This window comes from Leptolyngbya sp. CCNP1308 (assembly GCF_034932455.1).
In the GTDB taxonomy this organism is placed as follows: domain Bacteria; phylum Cyanobacteriota; class Cyanobacteriia; order Phormidesmidales; family Phormidesmidaceae; genus Nodosilinea.
The window spans coordinates 450790-463841 of the sequence record NZ_JAYGIH010000072.1 but is presented as its reverse complement, the minus strand read 5'-3'; the positions used below and the strand labels follow the sequence as shown (position 1 = coordinate 463841).

The following is a 13052-nucleotide window of genomic DNA, read 5'->3' as shown; positions in this document are numbered from 1 at the left end:
CAGCGAAGCGGGGGATGCATAGCCTACGCCACCGACCCACAGATTGGGACTTGCCCTGGCCTAAAGCACCATTTTGGCTTTGAGGATCGGCCCTTCATCTCGTTCTTCGAGTTGGCCGATGCCGAGAAATTCGCCACTAGACTCGTTGAGCACTCGGTAAGGAGTCTGCGGCGGTATCACCATGGTGGGCGGAAACTTTTGCCCCTGCTGCCAGCGCAGGGCTAGCTCGGCGGGCAGGGCGATCGCCGGTAAATGCCCCAACGCCACTGCCGGCTCCACTAGCTCCAGCGCCTGCTTCTCTACCAAATCCGTCACATCGTCCAGCGTCAGGCTGTGGGCTGCGTCAAAGCCGCCGCTGCGGGTGCGGGTGAGGTGGGCCAGGGTGGCTCCGGTGCCGAGGCGATCGCCCAAATCCCGCGCGATCGAGCGAATGTAGGTGCCAGGCCCGCAGTCTACATCGAGTGTTAGCTCCGGCTGCTCCCCCGGCTGCCAGTGTTGCACCGTGAGGTTGTGGATCGTCACAACGCGCGAGGGCGGCGTTACGACCCGTCCCTTGCGGGCCAAATCGTAGAGGCGCTGCCCCTGCACCTGAATGGCGCTAAAGGCTGGGGGCACCTGGTCAATTGTCCCTTCGAACTCGGGTAGACAAGCTGCAATATCCGCCACCGTCAAGCGATCGGCAGCTTGCTGGGTCAAAATTTCGCCTTCCAAATCGTCGGTAGTAGTGGTGAGGCCAAAACGAATCACTGCCCGATAGGCCTTGCCCTCGGGCAGGTAGGGCAGCAGGCGGGTGGCCCGGCCCACGGCAATGGGCAGCACGCCCTCAGCCAAGGGATCCAAGGTTCCCCCGTGGCCCACTTTTTTGATGGCTGTTAGCCGCCGCACCGCCCCCACGCAGTCGTGGGAACTCATGCCCTGGGGCTTGTAGAAGTTCAAAAATCCCTGCACGGTAGTCGGTGGGTGTGTTTTAGATTTTGGATTTTGGCGGGGCAAAGGTTATCAGCACATCCCCTCCCTGCTCTTCTATTCCCCACTCCCCCAAACCTCTGCCAACCGCTGGTCGCGCCCGCAGGCCGTGCGGTAATACTTATAGCGCAGCGGGTGCTTAAGGTAATAGTCCTGGTGATAGTCTTCGGCAGGGTAGAAGGTTTGGGCGGGCTCAATGGCGGTGACGATGGGAGTTTTCTGAAATTTTGCCTGGCGGCTCAGCGCTTGCTTAGACTGCTCTGCTAAGACCTGCTGATCGTCGCCGTGGGCAAAGATTTTGGCCTGGTACTGGCTACCCTTGTCGCAGAACTGGCCCCGGTTATCCAACGGATCGACGTTCTTCCAAAAGACTTGGAGCAGCGTTTCATAGCTGACTTTGGTTGGGTCATAGACCACCTGCACGGCCTCCACGTGGCCTGTGCCTCCGGCAGAGACCTCGTAGTAGGTGGGGTCAACCTTGGTGCCGCCAGTGTAGCCTGAGGTTGTCGAGATGACGCCGTCTAGCTTGTCAAAGGGGCCTTCCATGCACCAAAAGCACCCCCCAGCAAAGGTGGCGGTGGCTAGGTTGGGGTCGTCTACTGCCGTAGCCTCGGGCATCGAGTCGGCGGTGGCGTAGAAGGGAAGGGCATCCCAAATCAGCCCTAGGGTGGCTAGTAGCAGTAGGCCCAGTAGCAGCCTGCGCACAATTTGCATGGTTATGCTCGTTACGGTTGATCTCAATTATTAGCTTACGACAATGGACTGAGATTCTCCTGAAGGCATTAGCCGCCCCCGGTGCTGAGGCTAATCACCCCATACCAGTCGGGGTTGTCGGTGGCAGAATCGGCCGCATCGGCGGCGTAGTTGTCAATAAAGGTGGGCGGTTGCCCCAGCGCCCGCACCTGGGGGGAAACCTGCGGGTTGCTAGCAGCGAGTTCGCCCGGCACAAAGATTGCGCCGCCTTTGCCTTGGCCAGGGTGAGCACCGTCGCCTGCGATCGCGCCATTGCCCTCAAACACCGTGTTGTGCAAAATCAGCCGCCCCGCCTTGAGAAAGATGGCCCCGCCGAGCCCGCCGCCGCCGCTAAAGGTGGCCACCCCCATGGTGCCCAGGTCGCCCGCCGGGCCGCTGCCGCCAAACATGCCGATACCGCCATTGCCGCCGTCGCCCCCGTTGCCGCCGTTGCCCCCTTCGGCCCCGCCGTTGCCACCGTTGCCGCCGTTGCCCGCGTTGCCCAGGCCACCAAAACCGCCGCCGCCCGCAAAGGCAATAGTGCCAATGCCACCGACGCCAATGCCGTTAATGCCCGCCATCGCCCCCCGGTTGGCGTGGAAGCGATCGTCTACAGTGTCGATGGTGAGACCCTTGGGGGAGGTGGGAACCCCGTCGGCCTGGTGGATGCCGATGCCGTTAACTCCGGCGATCGCCCCTCGATTCAGCGTATATTTCTGCTTTTCGAGGCGAATAGCGGTGTTTTCGGGCTCCTGGCGTAGGGTGCCACTGCCTCCGATCGCCTGGTTGTCCACAAAGCGCAGGTTGGTCAGGGTGACCTTGCCACCGTCGATCAGCAGGCCGCCCCCCAGGCCAGCGCTACCCCCGGCTCCGGCTAGCCCGTCATCGCCAGCGGCGAGGCCATCGGCCACCGTCAGGTCGCGCAGGGTGACATCCCCCAACTCCACCACCAGCACCCGGTGGGCCTGCTGACCGCTGAGAATGTCGTCGCCGTCGCCCACCAAAAACAGGCCAGTGCGAATGGCGGGCAGGGTGCTCTCCAACGCAATGGTGCCGCTGACGGTTTCGAGGGAAATCAGGTCGTCTTCGGGGGTTTGGTTCGCTATTTCTAAGGCCTCGCGCAGGGTGCCGGGGCCGCTGTCGGCGGTGGAGGTGACGGTGATTTGCTTCAGCACCCCAGCGATGGGAGCAGATTGCCAAGGCACGGGGGTTTCCACGGGGCCAAGCGCAGTTTCTAATCGCCAGTCGCCCCCCTGGTCGGAGTTGCCGCTAGGGGTTGTAGAAGCGGCAATATCCGCTCCGGTAAGGTGATGCAGGGTTTGCAGAAAGGCTTGCCCCAGGCCTCCCTGGCCGACCTCGCAGCCGTAGAGGAGGAGGTCAGCTCCAGCAGGCAGCGCCGCTCGCCATTGAACCAGATCTTGACGGTAGGCGTCTAAACTTGTTGCGCTGAGATCGGCATCGCCTAAAACAATGTGGCCGGGGAATCCGTGACTCACCAGGTGCAGGGCAGCGGGATGGTACTCGGCTAGAGCCCGGGTGATTGGAGCTAGACCCTGGTGGCCATCGACAATCACCAGGTGTTGATGGGGGGCCAGGTGCGATCGCCACTCAGCCTCCCCACCCCCATCCAGCAGCGTCTGATCGATCGCGACGACTTCCGGTAGACCAACCGCGTCGGCTGGCGCAATCGGCCACAGTAGCGATGCGACCAGTGCCAGCACCAGACCCCAGGCTCCCAGGCGTTTGCTCCCTTTGATTGCCGTCCCCTGCCCCTGCTTAGCCATAAATTCAGGAGAAAACTATCCCCAACGGTAAAAATACTAGTCTGCGATCGCCCCGAACCGGTTAAGTTGAGCAATTCTTTAGTTATTGCCGGTTTAATACGGCATTTCTGCACCTTGAGAACTTTTTCAGCCCCCATTACTGACCAAATTTGTATGATTAGGAAGTATTGCCGTCGTAGCCGCACCGCGCGTTATGGCAGTCTGTTGGGCCAGTATTCCCCTTGCTCCAGAGGTTAAGCCCCCTGTGATTTTATCGTCTCCCCCTACCATCAACCGCAGCAAGTCTCTCTACGAGCAGGTTTACTGCGCGGTGCGATCGGCCATTTTGACCGGTGCCCTATCCCCCGGCGATCGCCTAGTTGAAACCCAGCTAGCCGAGTGGCTCCAGGTCAGCCGCACCCCCCTGCGGGAGGCGCTGCGCCAGCTCCAGCAAGACGGCCTGGTCACCGCCGATGTCAGCGGCGGGCTGCGGGTCACCACCATTACCGCCGCCGATGCCGAAGAACTCTACGACTGCCGCCTGGCCCTAGAGGCGCTGGCGGTGGCCGGGGCCTGCACCTACGCCACCGACGAGCAGCTCGGGGCGATCGCCGCCTGCGTCACCAAGGCCGAAGGGGCCACCGCCAACAGCCACGGCAGTCTCTCCGCTGAGAGCCTGCTCGATGTTGACTACCAGTTTCACCACCTAATTGCCGAAAGCTCGGGCAATCGTCGGCTGGTGTCACTGTTGGATTCGCTGTTTGACGCCATGGCCCTGCTGCGCATCCAAACCCTTCAGCAGAACCCCAACGTGCTCGACATTCGCCTGGAGCACCGCCAGATCTACGAGGCCATTCTCACCCGCGACCCCGACATCGCCGTGTCTGCGATTACCCGCCACCTGCGCGCCAGCAAAACCCGCGTCGTCAAAGAAATTGAGGGCAGCCAGCCCGTCGTCGTCGCCAAGCCATAGCGGTTGGCTCATCCCCCAGCCCCCAACCGAGGCGGGGATCGCTCTCTGGTAGGATTTTGAGACTACTCACCTCAGCAGGAAACGCCACCATGTCTCAGACTCCCACCACCGGGGCCGATGCCGTAGATGCCGCGATCGCCCAGGGCATTGACCTCGACGGCACCCCGATTCCCGCCGCCAAGCTCGACCTCTACCACACCGTGATGGCCAAGGAAGCCGGGCGGCAGCGCAGCGGCGTGTCAAACTCGATGCGATCGCGCATTGTGCGCATTGGGGCCAAGCACTTTGCCGTCGATGACCTCAACGCCATGCTGCAAGCCGCCGACTTCGCGCCCCTCAAAGACAAAGAGATCGCCTACTTCTACGGCGGTAAGTAAGTCCCAGATCGATTCGCAGGGCCTGGGCGATGGAGTAGGCCGCCGCCGTTTTGGTTGCGGCGGCGGCCGGGGAAGGTTGGCGCAACGGGCTATCCTACACAGTAAGCGCTTGTCCACGGAGGCAACCATGACCGCCCTCTGGCCCCAGGCCACCCTCACCTATCCCAGCTCCGACGGTGAACCCGTGGCCGAAACCTATACCCATCTCTACGCCCTGCTCATTACGCTAGAGGCACTGCGTCAGTACGTCGCTGGGCGACAAGCCACGGTGCTGGGCAACCAGTTTTTGTACTATGCCCAGGGCTTCCCCAAACTGCGGGTGGCCCCCGATGTCATGGTAATTTTTGAGGTCGAACCCGGCGGGCGCGACAACTACAAAATTTGGGAAGAGGGCCAGGTTCCAGCGGTAATTTTTGAGATGACCTCCGCTGGCACTCGACGGCAGGACGAAGTTGAAAAAAAGACCCTCTACGAAGGGCTGGGGGTGCAGGAATACTGGCTCTTTGACCTCAAGGGCGAGTGGATTGCTGAGCAGCTCAAGGGCTATCGCCTGCGAGACGAGATCTATGAGCCAATTAGGGACAGCTGTAGCGAACCCCTGGGTCTGCGTTTGGAGGTTGACGGGGGGCTAATCGCCTTCTACCGGCAGGATACGGGTGAGAAGTTACTCATTCCTGACGAACTGGCGGCAGCTTTGAGACAAGAAACCCTGCTGCGACAGCAGGCCGAACAGCGGGCAGCGGCGGCAGAACGAGAGTTGGAAGAGCTGAAGGCAAGACTGCGCGATCGCGGCATTAACCCAGACGATCTGATTGGCTGAGATATCGGGCTCAGCCTGAATCAATCACTGATACGACGATCACAGGCCGACACAACCTTTGGCAACCTGCCGTGGTGAAGAACTCTGTGGTGCGACAGCCCAGGCCGCACCTGCACTTAACCTGCATAGTCTTGGGAAGACTAAACCAGTACGTTTCTGCTCGATACAACACAACGCTATGGTTGCTAGAACATTGGGATGCTTTGGCTCCGCAGTAGTTACCGTGGCGGGGCTGGCCGGGGTGACCTGGGTGCTCAACCTGCCCTACCCCATGATTCGCTGGCCCGTAGCTAAGACGGCTCCCCTAATTTTGCTGCCCAGCTATATCAAGATGGATCACGACTACCGGCAGGCAGTGTCCCTAGTAGCTCAGGCCGACCAGCTCGTCAATCAGGCCACCTCCGCTAGCGACATCGAGCTGGGCGAAGAAAAAGTCACCCAGGCCCAAGAGCATTTAGACGGGCTGCCGGTTTGGTTTTTGGGCTACTATCCCAAGGCCTACTGCGGGTTCATAGGCTGTAGGTGGCAGTTCACCCTAGATGAATTCGAGACCGTCCGCGCCGAAATTGGCCGCATGGAAGCGGCGGTGTTTCAGGAGCGCAACGCCCAAAACCTGCTGCAAGAAGGCACCTTAGCCGTTGAGGGCGCTCAGCAGGCCTTTCAAACCGCCGCATCTGGGGCCGATCGCGCTACCGCCCTGACCACCTGGCAGCGCGGTATGGATAAGCTGAATGAGATTCCGCCCGAAACCCTGGCTGGGCGGCAGTCGGACACCAAGCTGGAGGCCTACGAGCGCGACTACGAGCAGGTGACGGGGAATGTAGCGGGAGGCGATCGCTCCAATACCCTCGTCGATGCTGCCAAAGCCTTTGCCTATCAGGCGGCGATCGCCGGGCAAAACCCACCCCACCCTGCCGCCACCTGGGAGCGAGCGGCAGAGCTGTGGGAAACGGCGATCGCCCGCCTCAACGACATCCCCGTTCAAGACCCTGGCTATGGTCAAGCCCAAATTTTGCTGGCCGAGTACCAGGCCAATCTCGGCATTATTCGAGAAAAAGCCGCCCAAGAAGAAGCCTCTGCCCGAGCCCTCGACAGCGCCACCGAGAAAAGCACCCGCATGCTGGCCCAAAACTTGGAGGGTATGGATCGCAACCAGATTGCCAGCCTGCTGCAAGACATCATTAACGATCTCGAAAAAGTGCAGCCCAACACCACCAGCCACGCTCGGGCTAGCGAAATGCTTCGATCTGCTAACCAAAAACTGGCCCAACTCAAGTAGGGGCGCTGTCTACTCCGTTCCTAGACATGCCTGGTTTGTAATGGTTCAGCAGGGAGAATTAAGGGTAGGGCCACGGGCACCCCTCAACTCACTTCTCCCAGGTGAGGAACTGTTACCGATCGCCATGGGTGTAGCCGCCTTCACCCTACAATCAGCAGCATCTGCTCCGAAGACAGCGGGTTTGGGCATAGAGTATTGCCCTTCTTTGCAAAACCGTCGGCATCTCCGGAAGCAGGCCGGGTGCAAGTGTATTTGATGACGGAACTCTCCACCCACGCCATTCCATGCTGAAGCTCAATAACCTGCAACTCGGCCAAAAATTTACCCTGCTGCTACTGCTCGTATTTTTGGGGGGCATTATTGCCAGCAGCATTGCCCTATCTTCGGTTTTAAATCAGAGCGCCCAGGCCCAGCTCACCACCAACGCACTGATGCTCATGGAAACCATGAACTCAGTGCGAGACTACACCACAAACCAGGTCAACCCAGAACTGGTCGAGCGGCTAAATACCGAATTTCTACCCGAAACTGTGCCCGCCTATTCGGCACGAGAAGTGTTTGAAACCTTTCGCGGCAACCCTATCTATGCCGATTTTTTCTATAAAGAAGCCACCCTCAACCCCACCAATTTAAGGGATAAAGCCGATGGCTTTGAGGCCGAGTTGGTGGGTCAGTTTAAGCAGCAGAGTACTGCCCAACAGACCAGTGGATTTCGGCAAACTCCAGCGGGGGATCTCTACTACATTGCTCGCCCAATTAAAATTACCAAAGCGAGCTGCCTAGAATGCCACAGCACTCCCGCCGCCGCCCCCGCCAGCATGATTGAGCGCTATGGTGCCAACAACGGCTTTGGCTGGCAGCTGGATGAAATTGTTGGGGCGCAGATGATCTCGGTGCCCGCTGAAAAGGTGCTGAAGAGTGCGCGTCAGTCGCTGGTGCTGATTCTTGGCATTTTTGTAATTGCGTTTTCGCTGGCGATCGTGCTGGTGAATCTCTGGCTCAAGCGCTACGTGGTGCGTCCCCTCAATCGCATGGCGATGGCCGCTGAGGCCGCCAGCATGGGCGACCCAGTGGCAGAGTTTAGCCAAGATTCTAACGACGAGGTGGGCAAGTTAGCTGACGCCTTTAACCGCATGCAAATGAGTCTGCAAATGGCCATGCAGCGCCTAGAGCGCTACCGCGAAGGGCGACGCAATTCGGGAGATTTTTCGGGCAAATAGGGGCGCTATAGATAACTCAGCTACCTGCTAAACAGGCGAGTCAATCAGCCCAGGGTGGTCTTGGGGGCGGGGGCCAGGGGCAGACCAGAAAAAGCGGCGTTCGTCGATGGCAATGGGGCGATCGTTGATGCTAGCTTCGCGGCGGCGCATCAGGCCATTTTCGTCGAATTCCCAGTTTTCGTTGCCGTAGGCGCGGTACCACTGGCCGCCGTCGTCGTGCCATTCGTACTGAAAGCGCACCGAGATGCGGTGGTCGCCAAAGGCCCACACTTCTTTGATCAGGCGGTAGTCGAGTTCTTTATCCCACTTGCGGCGCAAAAATTCTCGGATGGCGTCGCGACCCTGGAAGATTTCGGCCCGGTTGCGCCAGTGGCTGTCTTCGGTGTAGGCCAGGGCGACGCGATCGGGGTCGCGGCTGTTCCAGGCGTCTTCGGCCATACGGGCTTTGGCGATCGCAGTCTCTTTTGTAAACGGCGGCACGATGGGCGTGGGCATAGGAGTATCGATTTTGGATTGGTGATTTTGGGTTTTGGATTGGCCGCGAGAGGGGATGCGACCAATCCATTAGGGCGTAGGAAAGGCTGTCAGCCTTGGCCAACAGCCTACGGAGATTGTGAGTCAGGACAGGGAAAGAAATGTCATGCCAATTGGGTGACTTGCTGGCTAAAAATCGCTGCCGCGTAAGGATTGCGATCGCGGAGCTGTCCTAGCCAAAATCGCAAATCCAAAATTGCAAATTGACATCACCACTTTTTGTAGGGCAGGAATTTGCCGTTCATGATCACCTTGACGCGATCGCCCTTCGGATCTTCTTCCTTCTCGACATCCAGGGTGAAGTCGATGGCGCTCATGATGCCGTCGCCGAACTTTTCGTGGATCACCGCTTTCATGGGCATGCCATAGACCTGCATGATCTCGTAGAAGCGGTAAATTAGCGGGTCAGTGGGGATGACGGGGTCAAGGCCACCTTTGACGGGGAAGTCGGTCATGGCTTCGATAAGCGCAGTGTCGGCACCGAGAATCTCCACCAGTTTGGTGGCTTCTTCGACCGAGGCGCTGGCCTGGCGGTAGAAGACGGAGGCGATCCACACTTCGTCGCAGCCGGTTTTGGCTTCGAGGTCGGCAAAGCTGAGGCCAGCCGCTTTCTTGGCGGCCAGCAGCTTTTCGGTAATGGGGGAAATGGTCATGGTTGGATCCTCTTAATTACGTCATTTACTCAAATAGAAAGATGCCGGTAGGGTGGGCAATGCCCACCTATATCCTTCGCGGTTAACTGATATCCCTGCGCGCTTCGATGAATGGGAAAGTGGCCAAGGTCATTGGGGGCCGGTTTGACCTGGGCGAAGGCACGGTGGAATGGTGGGCAGTGCCCACCCTACGGGTTGTTGGAGATTTACCCATCCACCCTCTACCCATCCACCCCTTTACTCCCCTACTTCCCCACCCGCTCTGCTTCTACCGCTCGGGTTTCGCGGAACAGGTGGCTCTCCATCTCAGCTTTGAGACCCTGGTAGGCGGGGTGCTGCTGGATGGTGTCGCGATCGCGGGGCCGAGGGAAGGGCACCTCCAGAATTTCATCGACGCGGGCGGCGGGGCCACGGGTCATCATCACGATGCGATCGCTCAGCAGCAGCGCCTCTTCAATGCTGTGGGTAATCATGATCACGGTCTTGCGCTGCTGTTCCCAGATGCGCTCGATTTCGTCCTGCAAGAAGCCCCGAGTGAGGGCGTCGAGGGCACCGAAGGGCTCATCCATCAGCAGCATTTGGGGGTTGATGGCCAGAGCCCGAGCAATGCCGACCCGCTGGCGCATGCCGCCCGATAATTCGTGGGGGTGTTTGCGCTCGGCCCCGGTGAGGCCGACCAGCTGGATGTGCTCTTTGATGATGCGATCGCGCTTCTTCGCTGAAATCTTTGGATCTACCGTTTCCACGGCAAACCGCAGGTTTTCCTCCACCGTCATCCAGGGCATCAGGGCGTAGTTTTGAAAGACCATGCCCCGGTCTGGCCCCGGCCCGGTGATCGGGGCACCGTTGAGCAAAATCTCGCCGCTGGTGATGGAGCTGAGGCCAGCAATCATATTCAGCAGGGTCGATTTGCCGCAGCCCGAGGGGCCGATAATCGACACAAAGGTATTGGGCTCAATGTCAAGGTTGATGTCTTGAATAGCCAGGAAATCGCGGCGGGTTTTGCCGGTCAGCTTGCTAAACAGGTCTTTTTTGCCGGGGAAAACCTTGGCCACATTGCGAATCGACAGCTGAGCCGTCTGCGATCGCATGTCTACCGGATCTATCGTATTTACAGGGGTATTCATGGGGACAGTACTCATGAGTTTCGACCAAAGGCAACAAATTTTTCGAGGGCAGCAAACAGACTATCGAGCACCAGCCCAGTCAACCCAATGATGAAAATGGCCACCAAAATATTCGGAATTGACAGGTTGTTCCACTCGTTCCAGATGAAATAGCCCAGGCCCGTGCCCAGCAGCATCTCCGCCGCCACAATCACCAGCCAGGCAATGCCCATGCTGATCCGCAGGCCCGACACAATATTGGGCAGCGCCGCCGGAATAATCACCTTCCAGATCGTGCGCAGGCGAGAAGCCCCCAGCGTTTTCGAAACATCCAGGTACTCTTGGTTGACGTTGGCCACCCCAAAGGTGGTGTTGATCAGCGTCGGCCAAATGCTGGAGATAAAAATGATGAAAATGCCGGTCTTTTCAGAATCGCGCAGCAGATAGAGACCCAGGGGCAGCCAGGCCAGGGGCGAAATGGGCTTGAGCAGCTGAATATAGGGGTTAAACGCCTTAAACGCCACGGGCGAAATGCCGATCAAAATGCCCAGGGGCACCGCCACCAGTGAGGCCGCAACATAGCCAATTGCCACCCGCCGCAGGCTGATTAGCAAATTCCAGCCGATACCCAGGTCGTTGGGGCCGTTGTCAAAGAAGGGGTTAGTCACCCACCACCAAAACTCTCTGATGGTTTCAGTGGCGGTGGGCACCCCCTTCACAAACCAGCCCGACTTGGCCCCAATTTCCCAAAACAGCAGAAAAATGCCGAGGGAAAGCATAAACAGCGCGAACGCCCTCACATTTTCGTTTTGCCAAAACGGGGTCTGCCGCTCCGCTAAGATCAACCCAGGCGTGCTGTGACTTGCCGCCATAATCAATACCTCCTAAAAACTGCGCCGACTGCGAATATTCAGCGACCCAGACTACCTCTCAGGCAAAGGCAGAGCTAGTCTGGATCGCTAGGGTCTTATTTACCAAATTGGTCAACTTGACCTTTGACGTAGTCTGCCGACGCGGTCGGGTCAAAGTTGTCGAAGGCCAGGGTTTCAGGGCGATCGGTCTCAAAGGGGGGCTGCTCGCCCAGCTCTAGGGCCAGCTCGCGGGCCAGGTCAGTTAAGAAGACCTCTTGGCCGACCTGGTCGATATCGCTGTTGCTCACGGTTTCAGGGGTGTTGCCTTCTCCCATGAGATCCCAGCGTACGAGCTGCGAAGAAATCCACTTGGCGAAGCTCTGCCAGGGGTAGGGGTCAAAGCCAATGCGATCGGGCACCGAGAGGGTGTTGCCCTGGCCATCGTCAAAGTTGCCGGTAAGCACCGCTTCGACCACCTCGACGGGCTGGTTCAAAAAGGCGCGATCGGAAATGGCGGAGGCAATTTCAGGTCGGTTGGCCGGGTCTTGGGCATAGGCCGCCGCCTCGATGATGGCCTTATTCAGCGATCGGAAGGAGTTGGGGTTGGCGGTAATCCAGTCATCGCTGGCGGTGAAGGCGCAGCAGGGGTGGCCATCCCACAGGTCTTTGGTCAGCAGGTGAATGAACCCGGCCTCTTCGTACACCGCCCGCTGGTTGAACGGGTCGGGCATCAGCATGGCGTCGATGTCGCCTGCGATCAGCTGGGCAATGCTGTCTGGGGGCGGCACGGGGCGAATCTGCACATCTACGTCAGGATCCAATCCACCGGAGGCCAGGTAGTAGCGCAGCAGCAGGTTGTGCATCGAGTAGGGGAAGGGCACCCCAATCACAAAGCCCTTGAAGTCTTCTGGGCCGTTGACGTTGCCCAGGTGGCGCTGAGCGACGGTAATCGCCTGGCCATTGATGTTTTCAATGCTGGCCAGCTTGACGCCAAAGGCCGTAGACCCTAAGCCGAGGGTCATGGCGATGGGCATCGGGGCCAGCATGTGGTAGGCGTCGAGTTCGCCTGCGATCGCAGAATCGCGCACCGCACCCCAGCTCGGCATCTTCACCACCGAGGCGTTAAAGCCATACTTCTCGTAAAAGCCCAGCGGCTCCGACATGATGATCGGCGTGGCGCAGGTAATGGGAATGAAGCCCACCTGAATGTCGGTTTTCTCTAGGTTGCTGGTGTCGATGGGGGCAGCGGTTTCTTCGGCCACCGGCTCCTCACTGCCGCCCGCACAGCTCGCCAGGGTGACCAGGGCCGCCCCCAGCGCCATATTTTTGAGAAACTCGCGGCGGGTAGCGCCGCTGTTGCGCACCGAGTCGGCAAAAAACAGCCCGGCCTGGGGGCCAAAGGCCGCCGCAAAGGCATTTTCTAGGCCGCCCGCCTGTTCGCACAGCGCCAGAATCAGCTTCTCGCGCTTGGGGTCGTTGCGGCCTACTCGCTTCAAAAACAGCGCCTTGCGCAGCTCGTAGGTGTTGACGGTGTCGGCGGCGCGCAGCTGGTTCTGCTTGTAGACCCCCATTTTCACCAGGTCATCGACCATATCGACCGGATCCTGGGGCATGGTTTCCATAAACCGTGAGTGATCGCCCGTAAAGTGCACGGTGCCACAGTCTCGACAGGGGCGACCGGGCAACATCAGGGAGGGAGATGTGCAACTCAAACTGCCCCAGTCGTTGAGCGATTTTGCTACTACTGAAATGACCATAAATGGATAGTTGAACGCGAC

General features: G+C 59.1%; 13 protein-coding genes. 5 read left to right on the top strand and 8 right to left on the bottom strand.

The genetic code is table 11. The features are described 5' to 3' along the window. Positions 1-60: 60 nt before the first annotated feature. The 3 genes from truB to VB780_RS16495 form a co-directional block, all read right to left on the bottom strand. Positions 61-948 carry a tRNA pseudouridine(55) synthase TruB gene (truB, locus tag VB780_RS16505; protein ID WP_323352262.1) on the bottom strand — a complete coding sequence of 296 codons (888 nt, stop codon included), beginning with the start codon at positions 946-948 and terminating at the stop codon, positions 61-63. Positions 949-1023: 75 nt separating this feature from the next. Further along, positions 1024-1680: a peptide-methionine (S)-S-oxide reductase MsrA gene (gene msrA, locus VB780_RS16500; RefSeq protein WP_323352261.1), complete on the bottom strand. Its 657-nt coding sequence runs from the start codon at positions 1678-1680 to the stop codon at positions 1024-1026. A 68-nt stretch (positions 1681-1748) separates the two neighbouring features. Next, positions 1749-3482, bottom strand: a complete 1734-nt coding sequence (locus tag VB780_RS16495; protein ID WP_323352260.1) for a DUF4347 domain-containing protein — start codon at positions 3480-3482, stop codon at positions 1749-1751. A 244-nt stretch (positions 3483-3726) separates the two neighbouring features. On the opposite strand from VB780_RS16495, the gene VB780_RS16490 reads away from it, so the two are divergent. The 5 genes from VB780_RS16490 to VB780_RS16470 all read left to right on the top strand — a co-directional run bounded on the left by VB780_RS16490 (position 3727) and on the right by VB780_RS16470 (position 8130). Next, on the top strand, positions 3727-4434 hold the full coding sequence (locus tag VB780_RS16490) for a GntR family transcriptional regulator (RefSeq protein ID WP_323352259.1): 708 nt from the start codon (positions 3727-3729) through the stop codon (positions 4432-4434). 89 nt (positions 4435-4523) lie between these two features. Continuing rightward, positions 4524-4811 (top strand): DUF4090 family protein, encoded by a 288-nt coding sequence (locus VB780_RS16485; protein WP_323352258.1) that lies wholly within the window; start codon positions 4524-4526, stop codon positions 4809-4811. A 127-nt stretch (positions 4812-4938) separates the two neighbouring features. Then, positions 4939-5631, top strand: coding sequence for a Uma2 family endonuclease (locus VB780_RS16480; RefSeq protein ID WP_323352257.1), 693 nt, complete (start codon positions 4939-4941; stop codon positions 5629-5631). Between the two features lie 178 nt (positions 5632-5809). Then, entirely contained in the window at positions 5810-6910 is a 1101-nt protein-coding gene (locus VB780_RS16475; RefSeq protein ID WP_323352256.1) for a hypothetical protein, read from the top strand. A gap of 284 nt (positions 6911-7194) precedes the next feature. Continuing rightward, the gene (locus VB780_RS16470; protein WP_323352255.1) at positions 7195-8130 is read left to right on the top strand and encodes a c-type heme family protein; all 936 of its coding nucleotides are present in this window, start codon (positions 7195-7197) and stop codon (positions 8128-8130) included. Positions 8131-8157: 27 nt separating this feature from the next. Here VB780_RS16470 and VB780_RS16465 read toward each other — a convergent pair whose 3' ends face one another. The 5 genes from VB780_RS16465 to VB780_RS16445 all read right to left on the bottom strand — a co-directional run bounded on the left by VB780_RS16465 (position 8158) and on the right by VB780_RS16445 (position 12962). Then, positions 8158-8625, bottom strand: coding sequence for a nuclear transport factor 2 family protein (locus VB780_RS16465; protein ID WP_323352254.1), 468 nt, complete (start codon positions 8623-8625; stop codon positions 8158-8160). Positions 8626-8873: 248 nt separating this feature from the next. Then, positions 8874-9317, bottom strand: a complete 444-nt coding sequence (gene cynS / locus VB780_RS16460) for a cyanase (protein WP_323352253.1) — start codon at positions 9315-9317, stop codon at positions 8874-8876. Between the two features lie 245 nt (positions 9318-9562). Further along, positions 9563-10444: an ABC transporter ATP-binding protein gene (locus VB780_RS16455; protein WP_323352252.1), complete on the bottom strand. Its 882-nt coding sequence runs from the start codon at positions 10442-10444 to the stop codon at positions 9563-9565. A gap of 11 nt (positions 10445-10455) precedes the next feature. After that, on the bottom strand, positions 10456-11295 hold the full coding sequence (ntrB, locus tag VB780_RS16450) for a nitrate ABC transporter permease (protein ID WP_323352251.1): 840 nt from the start codon (positions 11293-11295) through the stop codon (positions 10456-10458). Positions 11296-11390: 95 nt separating this feature from the next. Further along, complete coding sequence (locus VB780_RS16445; RefSeq protein WP_416349241.1) at positions 11391-12962, bottom strand: ABC transporter substrate-binding protein; 1572 nt, start codon at positions 12960-12962, stop codon at positions 11391-11393. Positions 12963-13052 lie beyond the last annotated feature (90 nt).

Bases quoted from the DNA above. Each gene is read 5' to 3' on its own strand.
- VB780_RS16465 (WP_323352254.1), bottom strand. From the start codon at position 8,625: ATGCCCACGCCCATCGTGCCGCCGTTTACAAAAGAGACTGCGATCGCC.
- VB780_RS16470 (WP_323352255.1), top strand. From the start codon at position 7,195: ATGCTGAAGCTCAATAACCTGCAACTCGGCCAAAAATTTACCCTGCTG.
- VB780_RS16455 (WP_323352252.1), bottom strand. From the start codon at position 10,444: ATGAATACCCCTGTAAATACGATAGATCCGGTAGACATGCGATCGCAG.
- VB780_RS16485 (WP_323352258.1), top strand. From the start codon at position 4,524: ATGTCTCAGACTCCCACCACCGGGGCCGATGCCGTAGATGCCGCGATC.
- VB780_RS16475 (WP_323352256.1), top strand. From the start codon at position 5,810: ATGGTTGCTAGAACATTGGGATGCTTTGGCTCCGCAGTAGTTACCGTG.
- ntrB (WP_323352251.1), bottom strand. From the start codon at position 11,295: ATGGCGGCAAGTCACAGCACGCCTGGGTTGATCTTAGCGGAGCGGCAG.
- VB780_RS16480 (WP_323352257.1), top strand. From the start codon at position 4,939: ATGACCGCCCTCTGGCCCCAGGCCACCCTCACCTATCCCAGCTCCGAC.
- cynS (WP_323352253.1), bottom strand. From the start codon at position 9,317: ATGACCATTTCCCCCATTACCGAAAAGCTGCTGGCCGCCAAGAAAGCG.
- VB780_RS16445 (WP_416349241.1), bottom strand. From the start codon at position 12,962: ATGTTGCCCGGTCGCCCCTGTCGAGACTGTGGCACCGTGCACTTTACG.
- VB780_RS16495 (WP_323352260.1), bottom strand. From the start codon at position 3,482: ATGGCTAAGCAGGGGCAGGGGACGGCAATCAAAGGGAGCAAACGCCTG.
- msrA (WP_323352261.1), bottom strand. From the start codon at position 1,680: ATGCAAATTGTGCGCAGGCTGCTACTGGGCCTACTGCTACTAGCCACC.